Annotated in this window: 8 protein-coding genes and 4 tRNA genes; 1 reads left to right on the top strand and 11 read right to left on the bottom strand. The window is 33.7% G+C overall.

Features of this window, described 5'->3' with window-relative positions; all coding sequences use genetic code 11:
• Positions 1-12 precede the first annotated feature (12 nt).
• From rplJ to HBA_RS01790, 9 genes are all read right to left on the bottom strand, one after another.
• Positions 13-510 carry a 50S ribosomal protein L10 gene (rplJ, locus tag HBA_RS01830; protein ID WP_097032336.1) on the bottom strand — a complete coding sequence of 166 codons (498 nt, stop codon included), beginning with the start codon at positions 508-510 and terminating at the stop codon, positions 13-15.
• A gap of 301 nt (positions 511-811) precedes the next feature.
• The gene (gene rplA / locus HBA_RS01825) at positions 812-1,516 is read right to left on the bottom strand and encodes a 50S ribosomal protein L1 (protein WP_097032335.1); all 705 of its coding nucleotides are present in this window, start codon (positions 1,514-1,516) and stop codon (positions 812-814) included.
• 7 nt (positions 1,517-1,523) lie between these two features.
• Positions 1,524-1,952, bottom strand: coding sequence for a 50S ribosomal protein L11 (rplK, locus tag HBA_RS01820; RefSeq protein ID WP_097032334.1), 429 nt, complete (start codon positions 1,950-1,952; stop codon positions 1,524-1,526).
• 150 nt (positions 1,953-2,102) lie between these two features.
• Positions 2,103-2,657 (bottom strand): transcription termination/antitermination protein NusG, encoded by a 555-nt coding sequence (gene nusG, locus HBA_RS01815; RefSeq protein WP_097032333.1) that lies wholly within the window; start codon positions 2,655-2,657, stop codon positions 2,103-2,105.
• A 1-nt stretch (position 2,658) separates the two neighbouring features.
• On the bottom strand, positions 2,659-3,042 hold the full coding sequence (gene secE, locus HBA_RS01810) for a preprotein translocase subunit SecE (protein WP_097032332.1): 384 nt from the start codon (positions 3,040-3,042) through the stop codon (positions 2,659-2,661).
• Between the two features lie 1,543 nt (positions 3,043-4,585).
• Positions 4,586-4,661: transfer RNA gene (locus HBA_RS01805), tRNA-Thr, on the bottom strand.
• Between the two features lie 11 nt (positions 4,662-4,672).
• Positions 4,673-4,744 (bottom strand) — tRNA-Gly (locus HBA_RS01800).
• A gap of 176 nt (positions 4,745-4,920) precedes the next feature.
• A tRNA-Tyr gene (locus HBA_RS01795) sits at positions 4,921-5,005 on the bottom strand.
• 12 nt (positions 5,006-5,017) lie between these two features.
• Positions 5,018-5,090: transfer RNA gene (locus HBA_RS01790), tRNA-Thr, on the bottom strand.
• A 418-nt stretch (positions 5,091-5,508) separates the two neighbouring features.
• On the opposite strand from HBA_RS01790, the gene coaA reads away from it, so the two are divergent.
• Positions 5,509-6,459 carry a type I pantothenate kinase gene (coaA, locus tag HBA_RS01785; protein WP_097032331.1) on the top strand — a complete coding sequence of 317 codons (951 nt, stop codon included), beginning with the start codon at positions 5,509-5,511 and terminating at the stop codon, positions 6,457-6,459.
• A gap of 1,108 nt (positions 6,460-7,567) precedes the next feature.
• On the opposite strand, the gene birA is transcribed toward coaA, so the two are convergent.
• On the bottom strand, positions 7,568-8,533 hold the full coding sequence (gene birA / locus HBA_RS01780; RefSeq protein ID WP_097032330.1) for a bifunctional biotin--[acetyl-CoA-carboxylase] ligase/biotin operon repressor BirA: 966 nt from the start codon (positions 8,531-8,533) through the stop codon (positions 7,568-7,570).
• Positions 8,530-9,567, bottom strand: a complete 1,038-nt coding sequence (gene murB, locus HBA_RS01775; RefSeq protein WP_097032329.1) for a UDP-N-acetylmuramate dehydrogenase — start codon at positions 9,565-9,567, stop codon at positions 8,530-8,532. Before murB ends, birA begins: the two co-directional genes overlap by 4 nt.
• Positions 9,568-21,727: the final 12,160 nt, after the last annotated feature.

Below are 21,727 nucleotides of genomic sequence, written 5' to 3'. Positions count from 1 at the left end.
TTAAACAGGAGATTATGCAACCTCTTTCTGATCGCGCAATGCGGCTAGCGTGCGAACCAGTTTGCCTGCAGATGTTTCTTTCATAATTAACATCAGGCGAGCAATTGCTTCTTTGTAAGTTGGCAGAGTGGCTAGGCGGTCAAACTGCGATGCAGGGATGATTTCTCCTTCAAAGGCTGAGGCTTTAATCTTAAAATTAGCATTATCTGTAGCAAAAGCCTTGAACAAACGAGCGGCAGAACCAGGGTGTTCGTTAGAAAAAGCAATGAGAGTCGGCCCAATAAACGTATTTTTTAGGCACTCAAAAGGGGTGCCTTTAACAATACGGCGCATTAGCGTGTTACGAACAACGCGCATGTCAACACCGGCTGAACGACCTACTTTACGTAGTTCAGTCATTTTATCTACCGTAACGCCACGGTAATCCGCAATAACAGCAGAAAGTGCACCTTGAATGATTGAACTGATGTCAGCAACAATCTCTTTTTTCTTTTGAAGATTTAATGCCATTAAATTGTGTTCCTGTATTTGAGATAAATAAGACCGAAACTTACTTCACATACCGTCATACTGACCGTATATGTTGATATACGGTCAGTAAAATTCAGCAAAAGAATATATTATTCAAACCATTTTGACCGTTTATGCAGAAAAACTATTATGACACACCTCCGAGATTTTTAAAGAGGATTTAAATTAATAAAACCATAACCAAAAACTTGGTGTTGCGGTTACGTTAAAAACATAACGTCTTTGGCGAAACATTGGGTGTTAGATTTTAGACATATATAAACCAACATTAAAGAAATAATTAAATGATCGTTGTAGAGAGGCTGCTTTGATCTATTGTTATACCTACACCCATGGTCGTAGACAGGCTAATTTTTTTGATATAAATACCTTTTATCTGAGTCGGCTTAGCTTTTTTGAGCGCAATCAGCAGAGCTTCTAGATTTTCTTTCAACTGATCAGATTCAAAATTCACTTTACCGATAGTAGTATGGATAATACCATTTTTATCGTTGCGATAGCGCACTTGGCCAGCTTTAACGTTTTTAACTGCTTCAGCAACGTTCGAAGTAACGGTGCCAACTTTGGGATTTGGCATAAGTCCACGCGGACCAAGAATCTGTCCCAGTTGGCTGACGATATGCATCGCGTCCAGAGACGCTATAACCACATCGAATTTGAAATCGCCTTTTTTGATCTGATCAGCAAGATCATCCATACCTACCTGATCCGCGCCGGCGGCTTCCGCCGCTTCAGCACTAGCACCCTGAGCAAACACAGCAACGCGAATGATGCGGCCGATACCATACGGCAATACAGTAGCTCCCCGTACATTATGATCGGATTTACGTGCATCAATGCTTAAATTGACAGCGACATCGATACTTTCAACGAACTTAGCAGTAGCTAGTTCCTTCAAAAGCGCTATGGCTTCACTTATATTATACTGCTTAGTAAAATCGACTTTGTTGCGTATGACGCACATACGCTTGACCAGCTTAGCCATTTTTTATTCAATCCTCAACCACCAAACCCATGGAACGAGCAGTACCCTCAATAGAGCGTGACATAGCTTCCATATTGGCTCCGGTCATATCATCCGCTTTAATTTTTGCAATTTCACGGACTTGCGCGATGGTTACTTTACCAATATTATCTTTATTAGGCTTTCCGGAACCGCACTGTATGTTTGCGGCTTTCTTCAACAACACAGCCGCCGGTGGCGTTTTCGTAACGAAAGTAAAAGAACGATCGGAATACACGGTGATAACAACCGGAATCGGCAATCCCTTTTCAAGGTTTTCTGTTTTGGCATTGAAGGTTTTACAAAATTCCATTATATTGACGCCCTTCTGACCCAAGGCTGGACCTACCGGCGGACTCGGATTTGCCATGCCTGCAGCAACCTGCAGTTTGACATAAGCTTGTATTTTCTTGGCCATGTTGTGATTATCCTCTTGGGTAATAACGCCGGTTAAGGCCCACCTCTCTCGTGAATAAAAATTCACGCGTTCTAAAGAAGCATAAAAATTAATAAAGTAAATAATAAATTAATTGTTCATCTTGAGCAAGCAACAATAATGTTAGGATACTTATCCTTTCTCAACCTGACTAAAATTTAGCTCTACAGGCGTGGCACGACCAAATATCAATACCGATACCTTCAAGCGGCTTTTATCATAATCTACCTCTTCAACCATGCCGTTGAAGTCAATAAAGGGACCATCGTTGATGCGCACTAATTCGCCCGGCTCGAAAATAGTTTTCGGTCGTGGCTTATCACCAATTTGCTGAAGGCGGTTCATAATTTCGTCAACTTCTTTATCGCTGATAGGCGCTGGACGATCTGAGGTGCCACCAATAAAACCCATGACACGCGGTACGCTGCGCACTAGATGCCAGCTGGCGTCATTCATGACCATCTGTACGAGGACATAGCCCGGAAAGAATTTCCGTTCGCTTTTACGTCGCTGTCCGCTGCGGATTTCAACTACCTCTTCCGTTGGCACCATTACTTTGCCAAATAACTCTGTATTACTATGCAGATTATAAAGTTTAATATGTTCGCGGAGAGACTGTGCTACGCGTGCCTCAAAACCTGCAAACGCCTGAACAACATACCAACGTTTTTTGGGAGCTTCAGACATCTTAGAACCTCAGGCTAGTAATAAATGATATTACACGGACCAGAACGCCATCTAGACCCCACAGAAGCAGTGACATCACGGCAGTTACTGTGACAACAACTAAAGTGGTATTTAATGTTTCCTCGCGGGTTGGCCAAATAACTTTACGTATTTCGGTACTAGCTTCACGCGCAAAAGTAACGATAGACTTACCTTTGATTGTCATCATGGCTACAACACCTGCAATAACAATCACAAGCACAACCACCGACGCTCGCATAGGTAAATTATAATCACGATAAAAATAGTTACCAACGATTGCCAGGACTAACAAAATTGCGACAACTAACCACTTAACCACTTCCAAGCCGCGCCTGCTTCCTTGAGCTTCGGTATTAGCACTCATAAAAACCTGTCACATAGAATTCAGACAAAAAAACTTATTTTTAGTTCTGCAAATATTGCGACTATAAACCGAATTTTGCTATGAATCAGCAACTACTCGATGTTTATGCCGAAAAAAACATTAGTTAATTACAATAATAATTGTAGCTTAAATTATTTAAGAGATAAGTTCTTTATCTTAGCAAAGCTACTCACATGAGTCTAATTTAACCACATCTCTCTTTAAAAGATTATTAGACAAATATCAGTATTCACTAGTTTAAGCGATAAATTAAACAATAAGACTAGCATTAATAGTACAATAGCCTGCACGAACTGAGAAATTCAGATTCTCATCCATGTTGATCAACGCAATAAAAGTTAACAATCATTTTTTATGTTGTCTCTTGGTATTACCCTTTCAACGCCTTCCGGCAGTTAAATGATACAAATCACATTAGTAATACGAAAGTAGAATTGTGTACAGCATCCTTTGAAAGGAGTGTGTGACACAACTGCGTTCATTTTTTGAGCATATCAATCTCTAATTAAAACTAAGTGCGTAACTTGGTCGAACCGGTTATGACCAAGACCTTACCAAAATCTATTGTGTCAGCTTGGTGACATGCAACAACAAACCCAAATTATTGCCTGTACGAAGAGATTACGAAACATTTCAATACCGGTGCAGGCAATTTTCGTAGTGTTTTAATGTTAATAATTTTAGCTTCTAGCCTACTTTTAAAATACATAACTCCATAAGAACCAGTCACCACGATGACGAAGCCATAAATAAAGAATACGTCCTTGATTTAAAAGAGTATTGGTTGTTAATAACGCGTTCTGGTTCCTAATGTAACTATTAAGCGCTTCCGTCGGTTCAATAATTTTATTATACAGATTAACCCCTTACAGCACCTTAAGTACAGAATACACAGATAAATTTGTGTGTCCATTGCCCAGATAATTATCTTATGATAGCGGTTAGCGCGCTCCCATTACCAAAAATTATAACAGCCCTTCGTCATAAACAATGACATATTTGTTCATAAATAATGATATATTATAATGAGGCGGTTACCTAATAACTTAACGGCATATACTCTCGTATATGCAAAATCAAACTATAGGTGACAGCAGCAATTAGAATAGTTTCGGTCTATTTGGACCACGCCCGCTGGTTATATTTTACAAGCCAGCGTATTACGGGCAATTTACGTATGCGTAATGTTAGTTCGGGGCATCATGTTATACTAAACATGCATGGTATTAATAATGATGCCATGAGTTTTTCTTCCGGCGCGTTGCCATATATATGATCAAAGTCTCTCGTCTTATCGTCGTAAGACTTGGTTAGCGCACGGAGGTAATTGAGTTTTCATAGTCGTTTTATTATAAACAACGTAATCAATACTACTGATGTTAATGTTTGGTTTTGTACATTAAACTTTTTCTTGAAGCGTCAATTATTGTTACTTTTTTAAAACAAAATATATGGGTGTAATCAATACATTAGCTAAGAAATAATGTCTACTAATTTTTTCTCCATACAAGGTAGTCAAACATGGTGCTGATAGGCAGATTCGAACTGCCGACCTCACCCTTACCAAGGGTGTGCTCTACCAACTAAGCTATATCAGCAACCCATTGGGAGCGGGCAATGGGAATCGAACCCACATCATCAGCTTGGAAGGCTGAGATAATAACCATTATACGATGCCCGCATTTTAAAACTTGGATACTTCATGATTTCTACAGATTATAATAATGATGCTTTACTTAAAAATGGCTTTTATTGATCTTTGTACTAATGCGCTTGACCTGAATTTTTATCTATTTTTATTTTTTACTGCATCATAAGGTCTTAATAACAAGATTGTATTATTCGTGATACTAATTATGGTGGTGGGGGAAGGATTCGAACCTTCGAAGTCTGTGACGGCAGATTTACAGTCTGCTCCCTTTAGCCGCTCGGGAACCCCACCAAACTTTTTTGATGCCGACAGAAGGTTTCGAACCCTCGACCTACTGATTACAAATCAATTGCTCTACCTACTGAGCTATGCCGGCATTTAGTGCTGCACATTCTAGATAGAATTCACGACCTATGCAATATAAAAATTACATAAATCACGTTTACGTCCAAAAATTACCTAACTTAACAACACGACACGTAAAATTGATTTTTATTCAAGCTCGCATCTAAGCAGTAAAATATCACGCCTTAATAAGTATAATAGCACTGGTAGCATTATGCATGCAAGTAGCACAGTCTATACATAATTATAGTATTGCTATAATCAATGATCGCACATAGTAATGAGAAAGCTAATGCAGCGACTGCTGATTTCTAACCAAAATACTAGTCCTCGACAGCGGCAAAAAAACACTCTACGGTAGGTACGCAACTATTTATACTATGCAGTTTATTTTATTCTAGGAAAAGCTCTGTGACATAAATAAACTATGAAGCAGGCTGACTTAAGTTATGATGACATCATTGCAATTTTCCCCCACAGAATACCTCCAATTTAGCCGCCAACAATGGGCCACGTTGCGTCATTCCGTGCCTATGACGCTCACCGAAGAGGAAATTGTTAAGCTAAAGGGGATTAATGAAGATCTTTCTCTCGAAGAAGTAGCAGAGATTTATCTGCCACTAGCGCGTCTACTAAATTTTTATTTTAGCGCTAATTTAAGGCGCAGGACGGTTCTAGAGCAGTTTCTCGGTACTAATAGTCGGCGGATCCCCTATATCATCGGTATAGCTGGTAGTGTGGCGGTCGGCAAAAGCACTACAGCGCGCGTCTTGCAGGCACTGCTTAGCCGCTGGCCTGAACATCGTACGGTAGAGTTAGTAACAACTGATGGTTTTTTGCACCCTAACCAAGTACTCAAGCAGCGGGATCTTATGAAGAAAAAAGGATTCCCAGAATCTTATGATATTCGCAGCTTGGTCAATTTCCTATCACAGGTGAAATCAGGAATTCCACGGGTGAACGCTCCCGTCTATTCACATTTAATATACGACATCGTTCCCGATGAGAGAAAAATTATTTATCAACCGGATATTTTAATCTTGGAAGGATTAAATGTTTTGCAAAATAGCAGCGATTATAATCGTAATCCGTACCATGTGTTTGTCTCTGACTTTGTCGATTTTTCTATTTACGTCGATGCGCCTGAAGCATTGCTTCAGAACTGGTATATCAATCGCTTTCTTAAATTGCGCCAAGGTGCATTTTCCGAACCTAACTCTTATTTTCACCATTATTCTCAGCTTTCCAAAGAAAAATCGGTGTCTATAGCCAGCCAACTATGGACTGCAATTAACGGGCGCAATCTGAAGCAAAACATTCTTCCTACGCGCGATCGCGCTAGTCTTATCCTGGAGAAAAGCACCAATCATGCGGTAGAAATAATCCGGTTGCGTAAATAATTTTGCGAGGCTGACGACTCATTTTAGCAAACGCCTACGCTGCGGCACCCAGCGGCTCTTTCCTAACTGCGTGCACTCTATCACAAAAATAATTGTTACCGTGGCTAGCCCGGAGCTTAATATTTTTCTTTATCTAACATTTACTGTTTATTAGCATAAAATATTTTCTCAAGACAAGTATCATGCATTCACAGTCACATCTACTAGATATAATTGACTTATTATATAGACTTACAAGTCGGACTTCGTTAGACGACTGACCAACCAAAAGCGGAGTACAACTATTTTATAGGTATAACGGCAATTTTTACGGAAACCTTTTCCTGGTAAGCCCAGGAAATGAACAATCGATCAGATAACAATATTATGTATCTGATTTGAAAGAAGTCTATTTTAAAACTAAAAGTAAATTAAATTATTGTTAACTCCATAATAGCCTAATTAAAGCTATTATTTGCAGCACAACTTCTCGTCGTGCTGTTCGATGCACTGCTGCAAGACAAGCTACTGGAGCTATTTATGTAGCTTGACGGAAATTATCATTGGCATAGAACTCTACTATAAATACTGATAGAGTTAAGCTATCACTATAACTTACTAACATATAGAAATAATGGTAATATAGCAAAATTGCTAAAGAGGCAACTTATTAAAACCCCGGCGTACTATTGCGTGCTAAGCAAGATCTACCGGCTGGTACATAAAGAAACCGCCTATCTTATATCTGCAATATAAGATAGAATAAAAAACGAAATAAAATTTCGCTTAACCTGTAATATGCAACACTAATAATAAATCCCCGATCACTTAATTAAGAAATTTCGATACTCTTAAACTTATAACTGTTCAAAACAATACCCACTAGTTAATAACTGCTTCGCAGCGAAAAAGCATCAAAAAGAAAATATTTAACAGCAGCTGAATGAACTCTTGTAAGTCCGGCAAGATATGAAAGTATAATCGTTGTTAAGAGATAGATAATAATTTTTATTAATATCATGTAAGGCAAAAAGCTAAGATCGCCGTAAACCGCTACTTTCTTATATGACTCAACGCGTTAATGCGTTGCAATGGAAGCGCGTTTAAATAGAGAATTACGAGTCGACATTTATAACGACAGTCCGCGCAGCGATATCTCTCCACCTAAATACGCGTGGCATTCTCCATCTTGTTCTAATAATAAGGCTCCACGCACATCAATACCGCGCGCGATGCCCCTAATCTCCCGCTCGCCAATGAGCAATTTTACCGGTTGGTCACAAAAAACATCCAAAGCTTGCCAGCGTGCAACAAAGGGCGAAAACCCGTCACGCTCGAACTGCAGCAATGCCCGACGTAAATTATCGATCAATTCGGCAACTAAAACATTGCGATCGATTGCGATACCTGCTTCTTGCAGATTGATCCAATCCTGATCTATTAATTTGGCCTCTGATGCACTCATAGTCAGGTTAATACCAACACCGATTACAACATTGGCGTTACGTCCAGTATTACCAATGATGTCCATAAGTATCCCTGCCATTTTGCAATTGTTCAGATAAAGATCGTTCGGCCATTTGATGCGCACCCCTTCAGCGCCCAGGTGGCGTAGCATCTCCGCTATAACAATACCAACCATTAAACTAAGGACGCATGCAGAAGACAGACCCTGTTCAAGGCGCCAATATAGAGAAAAATAAAGGTTATTACCGAATGGCGATATCCACTGGCGACCGCGACGGCCGCGTCCATGTTTCTGATATTCCGCCACGCAAGCGTCACCCGGTTTTAGTGTGAGCATACGTTCAATTAAATATTGATTGGTGGAGTCAACAACCGACAAAACGGTAAGCCGACCTGACGGTAGGCGAGCTCTGATTGCAGTTTCATTCAATAACTGCAGTTGCGCATGTAAACAGTAGCCTTTACCTGGCACCGTAAAGACATGTATACCCCAGTTGCGTATGATTTGAATGTATGTGTTGATAGCTGCAAAACTTATCCCTAATGTTCTGCTAATTTTTTTTCCAGAATAAAACTCACCATCCGCGAGTAAATTTATCATCTTAAGTGGGATGCTTATGTCTTTCATGCTATCACTCTCACTGCGTCCACTTCACCATAAGAGCTGATGAATCGCACTTCAGGTTCCAGCCAGACGGCAAAGCGTTCCGCAACTTGCATTCTCACATAGCGCGCAAGCGCCGCGATATCCTCACCAGTGGCTTGATCGAAGTTAACTAATACTAGAGCCTGTTTATCATGTACAGCTGCCCCGCCGATACGATATCCTTTCAAGCCACAGCGATCAATAAGCCAACCGGCCGCTAATTTTACTTCACCTCCAGGTTGAGGGTAATATGGCGCGTCGGGGTAATGATTTAGCAACTTTTCTGCTGCCGATGCATCGATAATCGGATTTTTGAAGAAGCTACCGGCATTTCCTTGATGCGTCGGGTCAGGAAATTTAGCGCGGCGCATCGCACAAACTATATCATATATCTGCCGCGGAGTAGCCTGCTGGGCGTCGAGATGAACCAAATCGCCGTAATGTAAAATTGGACTCCAAGCTTTGATGAGTCGGAATCCGACTGCAACAATAACGTAATGCTCGCGTAAATTGTGCTTAAAGATACTATCGCGGTAGCCGAATTGACATTCCGCTACGCTCATGCGGTGTTTTGTCCCAGTTTCCATCTGCAGTACGTCGACATATTCACAAAATTGTTGAAATTCAACACCATACGCTCCAATATCTTGAATAGGAGCAGAACCAACATAGCCCGGAATTAAAGCCAAATTCTCCAGGCCAGGCATATTCTTTTCAAGACAGGCATTCACAAGATCATGCCATACTTCTCCTGCGCCCACATGAAGATACCAGTAGTCTGTGTCTTCCTCGATTGTCATGCCCGCAATCCGGTTTAGCAAAACCGTACCAGAATAGTTTTCCAGAAACAATACATTGCTACCGCCACCCAGCACGATTCGTGGCGAAGAGTTCGTCGACGCGTGTCGCCAGATAGCAAACAACTCAGCCTCCGTATCCACTACATATAAACGCCGGGCCGACACATCAATAGCAAAACTGTGCAGTGACTTTAGGGACACATTGTTCGTAATCATTAATTAACCTACTATAAATTTAGTTGTTGCTAGTCTATTTGATAATATAATAATATAGATAATAATATTGTATTATGTAGATAGATTCATTGTGTTTAACACACAATTAACGTTTTACAATATTCTAGCCGCTATTAACTTTTAGCATCCTTAGTAACCGAGCAAATCTTTACAAGATTGCTGGAGGAGCACAGATTTCCTTCTTAACAAAAGTAGGTTTTTAAAATATCTAGCTTGGTTAGCTTATTAAAGCTAGCATCAATCTCTTCATAAGTTTTGCCTATAATTGTTACTTATGAAAGTACATTTTGATTAAGAGGGTTTATTTTAAAATATTATATGATTCGTGCATTCAGTATCATTTGGAATATATTTCTTCAAGTTAATTAATTCGCTTAAATGTCTTATTTTATCAGCAGTGACTTTACTTATACACAGTATCTCATAATTATGAAAATTAACTAAATAAAATTTATTTTAATTTATAAAATTAACTAATAATTTATTATATTTTAGCTTGAACAAATCGATGTTAGTAACAATTAATAAATTGTTGTCACTATTATATAATAATAAAATGCAAACATTAAAGTAATATTATTAACAGGTTTGATAAAGTAACTATTTATTATCGACAGAAATAAAATTATATGCTAACATCATTGAGTTCAACCAACAGTTGACCAATTAAGTATTATTTGAGCATTATTTATTTACATTAAATAATGATATATCAAGACGTTAATTAGTTTTAATTTATTCTACATTAAGAATAGCTGTGGCTTCATAGATTTAATGAATTAATAAACTGCATTAAATATTTAATCAAATATGTATTAATTATTATATAATAAATTCTTAATAATCTTGAAGATAAAATATAAACTTTCATGCCTACAATATGTAACTAAATATGATATTCGCATTCCACCATCTATCTACAAGACAAGAAACGAAAATAATTATGAACTTATGCCCATTAACCCTTTATATCATAGTAACTTTTGCCTTTAAATAAAAACTATAAAACAGAAGGTAATACAAAATAAAAACCTACTAACCAGTAGTATCAGATTGATTGTTAATGCCAGAATTATGCTGCAGCAATAACCAGTCAGTTATTCAGATTACTAATGGATCTTAATCAACACATTTTACGCTTAATATTATCAGATAAAAGCTAAAGATTGTTAAATAACATGGCAATAATTGCTGATACACCGCAACAAGATGATTGCAAGTATCGCATTTAATATTATAGTGTAAGCATCATTATTTATACTTATGACAATATCAAATATTGTCGTTTTAACAACCTCGTTCCTAAGAACATACAATTGTGAAAAGAGGAATTTATGCAGTATAGTCATCGAAAATAAAGTAGTTAGCAACTATTTCAAAAGAAAACTCAAGAATTCAGATAATGAAAATAACGAAAGAATAATAATGCTAGCAGAAGTTACGACTATAGTAATTTAAAAGTTAAAAAGTCAAAAAGTAAAAAAGTCAAAAAGTCAAAAAGCAATTTATACCAAAAAAGAGAAATACAATTTACTGATGATAAACTGTTATTAATAATTCATGACCCCAGCAGCTGTAAGCTGTGTCAACAGAAGTATAGCATAGCAGGAGAGCGGCAAAATTGAAAACAAGCGCACTAATGAACTCACTAACGAGATAAAATACCCACAAATATTGAAAAACAAATACGGTCTTAAATAGACAGCTGTAAGTACATAACCATCTGTTATGAATCTTAGTTAGATAAACGTCCCGAGACATAGAATAGTATCACACTAGCAAATACACGCATCAACTTGATCATTAACAAGTTAACTTTTTATTGCGTGTTGTACGATATAGCTTAACTCTTCCTACAACGAAAACAGTAGAATAAACGACCGCTATCTACCCGGAAAAACAATCCCAATCAGCTTTGGGCGAGGGCAATAATCTTGAACTAAAGTAGTATATGATGTCAGATAACTGTATTACTTATATCTAATAAGTATATGCAACCAAAGTAAATAAAATATGGCATAAGTGCTGACGAGAGTACCGTGTTAATAAGCTATCTTGGTAATTATCACTAGCGTTACATACTAATAAAGTTTCACCAAATAACATTTATACTAATGAAACCCTAAGCATAAACAAGTAAAATGTGAGAAGTTGAGATTATTACAATAGCTCAGTTACCTTCAAGAAAAAATAAAACACGTATGTTAAATCTTTTTAGTAAAGATAAAGTACAACACTAGTATAGACGAAAAGGCTTACATACGTTGGACGACGCTCCATCATATAGAAAAAACTCTATTGACTGGCATAACGACGATCACTATTACATCCGCTTTAAGTATGTTGTGCAAAATCCTAGGCATTAAAACAAAAGAACGCGAATTTTTTTCTAAAGCAACCTAAATCACGCATACTACAATAATACAAGTAGTGTGTGTTATACAACAGCAAAACCTAATCTATATTATTAGTTAGGTCAAAGATGTGGGTCACTAAAATATGAATAAACCAGAAAAGGTAGATTTCGTGATATGCATGAACAAAAGTCACGATTCTCTAAATATTCACTAGATTTGTTGGCAATCAAAACCTTAGTTGATTAAGCAAAAAGACAGCCTAATTATATTGTTAACATCAAACTATCCTCAGTCAACCCTTATAAATAAGCATAATCTTGTATGGGTTTAAAACCAACCAAGTGCAACAGTTCGATTATGCACCGATTGCATCACAGCAAATTACTTCCATTATTGCACCTTATAATTAACAAGCCTAGCTGAATACAGCCTAAATTATCTACTATTCGAGGCCTTCGAACGGTTCAAAACAAAATTGTGACCCCGGAAATATTATTAATAAATTTATGGCTAATTATCTTCACTAGTTCTTTACATTGCACACTCGAAGGTAATATTTTAAATATGAGATAATTGCATTAATGCAACATATATAAAACTATGGCGTACGCACGTTCTTATCAACGTATTAACGATCGCTGCGCTTAGCGTGTTGGTATAGACCAACGGCATAGATCTTTAGGACATAACATACATTAGTTCCCATTTCGTTTATCATCGCGCCTGATTTTTAACAACGATACCTAGCGAAAAATCTGAATGATCGTTATAAATAAAATGCATGTTAACTTTTAAACCAACTGACTAGCGATGCTGAATAAACATAGCATTAAAATATGCGGCATTGACGCACGATTAGACAATATCATAACAATATGATATTGTCTTAATTCACTATACAAAATAAGTATGTATAAACAAAATATCGATCACCATACTATTAAGCCTATGCCATTCACCACCAGAACCGAGTTGAAGGTAAGACTGGTACTAAGCTAGTAGTCAGCTAAATACATCGTGGCTCACGTTATTAAAGCCAAGTAAAATCTTTTCCGGAGCGTGAACACGACATAGAAAGCACTTTATAGTCCTATACTTGATGATCAAGTATAAAGAGAAATGTTTTTTCAAAAAGGCATAACAAAATTAATCAAACGAAATCGTAGAGATTAAAAATCGACATGGCGTTATGGTCAAAATGCATGATATTTGCATCAACGTATTTAGCGAGCTTTGCTTAACAAAGCTACTATTTAAGATCATAATTATTATTAATATCAAGGCATATATACTACTTGTAAGTTTACATTTTGTGCTTGATTTGTCATAACATTTTGTTTAAAACAATTATTTAATTTACTTATATTTATCGTACCTTCGTACTTTATATAAAAGACATTTATGTAAACTTACTTGCACTATTACGTACATAACTGTGGCAATGCTGTTAATTAACAACAAAATTTAGAAAAGATTGAAAATTGTTATAATGCAATCGAGATTGTATTTTATTGCAAAGAAAATTATACATACTTCACTAACGTAGCAGTTTTATTTACCGCAAATAGTTAAGGTTAAAAACCTATTATTTTCACACAATAAATTATGTCGTTAAACACATTTATCCACAAGAAAATATAAACAACCATTGTTTGTACGTGCATACATAAATTACGACTATCTCTGAGATGGTGCTTTGAAAAGCAGTAAACCTACTAAATTAAAGCCACAAAATATTTTGATAAAAAGAGGCATGTAATTACAAAATAAAACTGATTGTTATCATAACTAAGATATGCGATGCAAAAAAAAATAATCTTTATAGTCACGTGAGGTTGGTGCATTATTTAATGATAACATGCTATCTGTAGCACGGAGATGCACAGATTAAAATATAATTGTTTAATTAAAAACTAAAATATGGGTAATATATAACTATAAATACTAAAACAAACTATGAGTATACACTTACTGATATTGTCTCTTGGCTGCATACAATAAGCACACTTATCATTAAGTATAATTATATACTTCCTTGCCTTAATTATAAGGTCTTCAAATACAAGAAACGCGGTGTGGAAAATCCTATATTTTCTAAACATATTTATGCAAATAGCAGCACACTATAATCACCTTATTACGAATAAGTATTGTTAAACGCCTTTCGGAGCACGGTAAAGAATCACATTTTGAAAATGATTAGGATGGCATTATGAGAAATGATATCAATTATTATAGTTAACATGGCTAATGTAGATGTCAACATTATGAGTTTAAAGTATAAATGACACTCTTAATTAGTTAATTGCTTAGTTATTATTATAATACATTAATTTCGTATTCGTGTTTTAGTAAGTGTGACGTGTACTCATATTTAAATACTGCCGATAATTAATTTAAATAAGGATGCTGACAATTTATATATACGTTAGGCTATATCAAACACTACGAAATTTTCGTAAATTGCCACGTGTCTTACACCTTAAATTATTTTATAATTAATTTATATTCGTAACTTATATACATACGATTAACTTATAAGATATATTATATTATACACATTACATGTATTAAAACTACATCTATTACATCAACCTTTTGGAAAGCTGAAATTTATTTCAATGCATTACCTCTATTTAAGATAATTTGTATTAATTAAATCCAGTGTTATAAACAGAATAATCATTTCATCTTAGTGATATTTACCATCTTTAAATAATCATTGCTATTGTAGTTTACAGATTGATTCATAACTATTTAATTTAATAAGTACGTTTCGTGTGAAACACACTTGAAGATCACAGTTGGTAATCAAGAAACGTATTTATCCTCTGAAAATATAAAGTTAATTTGGGGCATTATATGCGTAATTCATATTACGCTAGCGAAGTTATTTCGGTTCAGTGTTTCTTTTGTTATTAAATGGGTAAGCGTAGAACTTCAAGGTGTGTAGTACAAAAACTAGCATTAACACCCTTCTAGGGCATATCAGCTATTGATAACGATCACGTATTAAATAACAGTATACTTTATAAGTAAACATTTAATACGGTAACGTGCGTTAACGTGCAATAAAATATTCCAGACATCTTTGACGTCTATCTCAAATGGGATAAACTAGTTTAATTACCTAAGAGATATAAGATCATTAATTTAATCTTTTGAAAAACACAGAGATATTTATTGCTAATAAAATCGGCAAAGGCATAGCAGGCATGGTTAAATATGCTCGCAAACTGTGTGATATGTAAATGCCTTATAGTCAAACAATTGAATAAGAATTGTAGTAGCGTACTAAAATTGGTTTAATAAAAAAGTTGAAGCGTTATATTAAACTCAAATTATTTAAGTACATTAATTACTGAAGTATTGACAACTGAATGTAGACTCGTAATCTACTCACCAGTACCACACTAAAATTACATAAAAAATTCAGAGCTTCAGACCCTTTCGTATCGTTACACTAAATTTTGATGCGTATCTAGATTGCTACCGCTCATAACATTACCTGACAACCAAACTTGATATTTAACGTGTTAATAAACATACTGCAACCACATGCAGTATAATAAAAAAGTTCTATGCTAAACGATTAGCTCTACCAAAGTTAGCAGCATCACTTCTGTACGTAATCTATACACACACGGATCAAAATAGGCTATTGAATTTTGCCCTCTCCGAACAACGGATAAAAGTGGTTATAGTGAGTTGCTAAATAACGGTTTATACCTATAAACAAGAAAAACTAATAATATATTAAAATACTCTATCTTCTTTCCTAATGGTTCCCAGTGACAAAACCCATATCTATTTTAGTCAGGTACTGTCAAGTACAGATTGCACGGGAAAAGTGCTAGTCTTATATAATAAATTATTGTTAGATTTGTTTGTCCCTAATTAGGAAACTAAACTGAGTAGCACACTCGTGTTGAACTCGATAAGCCTAAAAGCACTTCAGATAACCCAGAAACTACGTAGTTAGTCTTATTAGGATTAATATTACTATACAAAAGCGACCAAGATAGAGCTACTATGTTTGCAGTAAATATCGGCTGGCGCCGAGGCAACGCTATTAGATAAATTAAAGTAGGAAACAACTAGAGATGACTTAGGGTAAACCTTTACTGCAAAAATAGAGGAATTCAGGTGCTTAAAAGAAAGAATCATGCTATAAACTGTCATATAATCACTGGTTTGTTAAAACAATAACAAACACCCTATTGCTATAAAATATATAAGGTTAGAGTCAAATACATCATATTAGTTATTTTATTCAACAGTCATACTGAATAAATTATTACTAGATTAATGCTATAACTACTTATCTATTATGCTTTCTGTGGTTTATAATTTTGCAACCAGTCATAGCATATGACTTTTAAAAATTATATTTGTATAATTAAGTTTCTTGCAAATCAATGTAATTATGAGACCTCATACAACCATAAATAACTGGATCAAATTTATGAGGCTACATCATACATAAAAATATAAACAAAATAATTGTGTAAAATTAATCAAATCAATTTCTACTTGAAAGTAGAAAAACTTCAATATACATTTCAAACAAATTTAGAACACTATACTTTTACTATTTAGTACTAGAACTTAATTCATAATATGTGATCAACATTATTTCAATCTAGTTGGTGTAGAAAAGCTATGGTCTATCGCATGTAGGAAGCTTCTTGCAGATAATCTACACTTCATCATCACCGGTAAATCCTTTATAACTCGAGTTGCATGTAGTATATAACTGATATCAGAAAACTACAAACAGTTAAACTATTAATCAACACACCAAGGTTATTTTTTCTTATAGTACGTAACTTGAATGAAGCGGCCAATGTATTTACTTAAACTGATTGCGCCGAGATAAAATAATATATCACTGCTGTTCGTAACAAATGTGGTGCTAGTTTCAAGAGCAGCATAAAGATCAGATATAAAGCCTGTTATTAAAAGCCCTATATGCATTTGACCACAATATGTAAATTTAGTTAATAAAGCAGTAGACTATTATATTAGCAGTAGGTTTAATTACTGCATATATCGTCAAATATTTAATTTACGTACTTACCTATTGAGTTGCTTATTTTCTATATGGCATAATGGTTAATTTATATATTTATTAATGATTATTAATAATCATTAATAACGATCGTTAAATAACGTAATTGTTAATTTCATAACTATCTTTGATGTAGGTAACTATTTCTTTGTACTTGCGTTACTTGTAATTTATTACATGATAGTTATAAACTATAGCATACACATGCAAATTGCATATTTAGGTAAAATTAAAATGCGACCTAAACATTATCATAAATAAATTTTACTCATATGTTTTCTAATTTTAAATTACATAGCATTTATGCAGTTATTAAGATTTTACCATAAATAAAGTTTTATACGCTAAGCTATAAAATTAGTCTTTAAAATTCAATAAGCAAGTTGCTATATAGATACCTATCCTTAATGTCTTATTAAGGATAATAATGTGCTTTGCAGTCTTGTCTGCTAAACTTAAATAAAACAGTGATACTGTTGTGTTTTTACCACGTTTTGTTTATCAACACAGATATTGCTATAGCTTTGGGTTCAATTTAATATCCCTGCAAATACATAACATTAAGCTTTAATTGTATACTTATTCAGCTCCGTAATGTTTTATTAAAAACTACACTTATTATCTTTTACGATGTAATTAATTATTACAAACGATAATTGCTGCAATACCCCCAAAATAGTATAATGATGTGGTAGCTAGTGTTGATATAGAGCATACGTCACCACGCTATTTCATTTAGACACTATCGCTATCATAGATCAAATTGCAGGCAGAAATTACAATCATTGATATATAAGCTATGTATTAACTAACTAAACCATTGATTTATCTAAAAAAGTTTATACGTTTTATGACTTACATAAATTGGAAATAAAGTTTATTAATTCATTATAAATGAAATCAAAGATAATTCAATTTTAATACCTCTAGAATACTGTAAAGTATTTAAATAAATAATTAAATATTTATTAATATAATGTTAACTAACATTTTGTTTATTTTTATCGTAATAATGAATAAATACTATTATGGTAGCATTAGATATCTGGTGTAACCAGGATGTGGTTAACATAAACAGAAACACAAATAAAAACCTCTTCAACAAATAAAACATTAAATGAATTTAAGTATCTAAACAATAAAAATCAAAAGATAAAATTAATAATTACATATAATTTTCGTTAATTGTATCTTTATGCGCAGTATAATTAAAGATACGGAATCAGTAATTTATCACTAGATCGACGGAAAGTTATTTAACTGTCTTCAGAGTTATTCTAACTGATGACATAAAACTAACCTTCTACTATTATTTTAATATGTATTTTATAACAATTATTGTGCCATTTGATATTACAGGTTCTATGTTATTACAAACCGCAAGTAAACATACTATAACTTAACTATCAAGTAAGGATCCCATACGCTACAAAGTCGCTTTTAAAAATATCTGAAATGATATGATTTCATTTATGAATTAAATCATCACAGCAAGCAAATTTGCTATCTTTCAGAGAAGAAACTTTCACCTTTTGACCTAAAATGTTTTAATATCACGAGTATCAACTGTTTTCTACTCGATGTTTAGTAAAAATCTCTTAATTTGGATAATAAATAGTTGGGGGAAGCCTTTTACCAAAAAGAGCTATTTAACACTACAATTGAAAGCTGTACAGAGTGCTGAGAGATAAAATAAACCCTTAGTTTTTGTATTTTTAACTATTGATTTACCTGCTGAGAAGCACCTACTTTTTTATCGAAAATCATAATAACTACTAGATTTAATAAACAAAATAAATTAATAAATTGTTATAAAACAAAAGATACATAAGTTTACTGAACGCCTAAAACGGAGGTTTGCGGGCAAAATTAAAATTAACTAAAAATTATCTTGCTGTGATCGCGGAGAGGAAAGAAGCAAATTATGCAGTGAATTCAATAAGGTTGAACTAAACTTCAAAACCTATCTTTTGACTTGATGTATAAGGTAAGCAATTTAGTACCCATTAATCTGAGTTCTATATGATTCTAAGAGAATCTAAGCTATCTAGTAAATAATACTATTTTCACAACAGATGATGTCCATCCTTATAGTAGGCAGTAAAATGTACCCCACGTAAAATTGCATAAAATTGCACAGCATTTAGTTATTGTGACATAGCTCGCATAGCTATGTTATCTAATAATTCCTATATAAATTATTATTGCTATACAAAACATAACTATATATAAAATATGCGATTGCATGCATTAACTGTCACCTGAATTCAATATTTAATTGAATTATTGTAGGAGTACGTCAGGTTAATAACACAAAATTCTTAGTGCCGCTGATTCAGTCATAATTCTATGTTTTGATAATATTATCTGTAAAAAGAGAAGTAGCTTTTATTAAAATTAATACTACTGTATATTTTGTCATGCGATGGAGTTAATACAAACTTATATCTTGGGAAGAGATAAGAGTCGCTAGTATAGATATATTGTAGGTATAGTAAAATATTGCGAAAATATTAATATGTAACAAAATAATACATCAACTATATAAGCGCAAGAAAATATAATGTTAGTATGACAATACTAGCAAATGAAAGGATATATATCAATACCATATTAATCTAGTAAAAGAATATTAAAATATTAATTAAATAAGCAAAAATGTTACTAATATTCACTATGCTGATCTTTGCACTTATAACTAATCTCAGGAATATAAATCAACTGCACTTGAATTAAAAGTAGTATGTTAAAGTGGTAAACACTCTTTTAATAATTTACTAAATAAGATGTTCCCATAACTCTAACAAAGATGACTCTTGTAATTATTTATAAAATTCAAATATTAATATATGCATTACTAACACTAAGAAAACTAAAAAATGAGTGTCCTCAAAGATGCGTATGTACCTTACATAAATGATAAAATGCACAACTTACGTGTCATCAAATAAAGATTATGTTATGTCAATAAAGTATTGTGTAAATAAATTAGGGCAAAGTAGTAAATAAAATAATAAGGTATCCGCAAAATCAAAATATCACAACTTAAATAATAAGCCTACTTATTTAAGGAGGCATCTATGCGAAACTAAATAGTCAAATCTTAAATAAAATAATACAAAATACGATAAAAGTTAGTTTAACATGTAAGTGTATTACTTACAATATAAATAAATCTAGTTAAGAAAACTGTCTAAGTCCTTCTCAAGGACGTACTTGGTAAAACTGCAAAATATATCTTGTCAAGAAATTTATAAATTCATATATGGCAAAAGAATATAGACAAAAAGGAAAGCTAACTATTTATATGTTTGTATTAAACATATTCTATTGCGATAAATAATAAATTATTAACTTCAAAAACATTTATATAAATAAATAGCATTACATTAGATAAATAAAGTAACAAACTACCTAAAATCATTAAATTTAAGCTTATCCCAAAAGACATTAATTAGTACTGTTAAAAGTAAGTTTATATTAATCTCTGGAGAGTAGAAAATAACACAAAATATTTTAAGATTGAAGTAGTAGGAAAGTTATTTTGTGTATTAACTATATCGATCAAATGCTCTGACTGTATAACTAATTATATTAAAACATACCCTATTAGTTTTACTTGCATAGAATTTACTGATACTTGCCAATATATTTAATTTAATTATTAAATATTAAATTTAATCAGCACAATAAGAATTGATATAACGATTTAGTTAAGCAATTTCATCTGTAATTTATTACTTTAAATGTTTACTAGCCACTGTTATTTATATAAATTGCATTATTTTTAATGATCGATAATATGCTAATTAATCATCCTTCTTGATTTTCTTAATTTATTATAGTATACCTTAAGAAAATGATAGCTTATCTGTCAACCACAATTGAGCAGTCAATGCTAAGTAGCATATAAATAATTTGAAAATCAACTAAGGAAATTATTTAAATGAATTTAATTTACAAGCAAATTTGTTTATCGTATCTAAACGTTAATGCTAATAAAACTATCGCTCTGGTTTATTTAACATTAACCTCCTCTATTATATTAATAAAACTTTATGGCACTTTAACACCAAGATGATATCATGGCTTATTATAGTAGATCGATTTCGGTAATGCTCTAGCAAACTGTTATATACATCCATTCTATCTTTAAACGCTTGAAGTTCGTTTCCCCATTAAGGAAATACTTACCCCGCAGAGTAAACTCGCTGTCTTCTGCTTTGTGTTATCCGCTAACATCACAAAATTGACCGGTATTTACCGTCTGATTACAGTAGAGGTCATTTTGGTGCTATAGAAAGCCACACTAGAAGTCTTGACCATATATCTCTCCCTATACGCTATCTGCGGCGCCTTAAGCAATTCATGCGAAGTCCGGAGAAATCGACATGTTTAAGAGCCTATCGATTTATAAATAAAAAATTTAACCCATGCCACACCATATAAGCTAAAACCTCTACAGTCTAACTAAATAGCCATATCACCTCATAAGAACTTTCCTAGAGAGTGTTGCTGTGAGCATTTTAGTAAAAAAGATTAAGCATTCAATGTATTATTAATTGCATCTAAGATTTATGTTTGTAAATCGATATTTGGCGATTGCCAGATTTTTATACAAAAGTAGCAAGATAATCAATTGATTATCTTAAACCATAGGCATTAGTTGTGATAAAAATTAGGCTGTTAATCCTAATGGATCTATCACTAT

Source organism: Sodalis endosymbiont of Henestaris halophilus (genome assembly GCF_900161835.1).
Lineage (GTDB): Bacteria > Pseudomonadota > Gammaproteobacteria > Enterobacterales > Enterobacteriaceae.
This window is presented reverse-complemented; position numbering and strand designations above follow the sequence as displayed.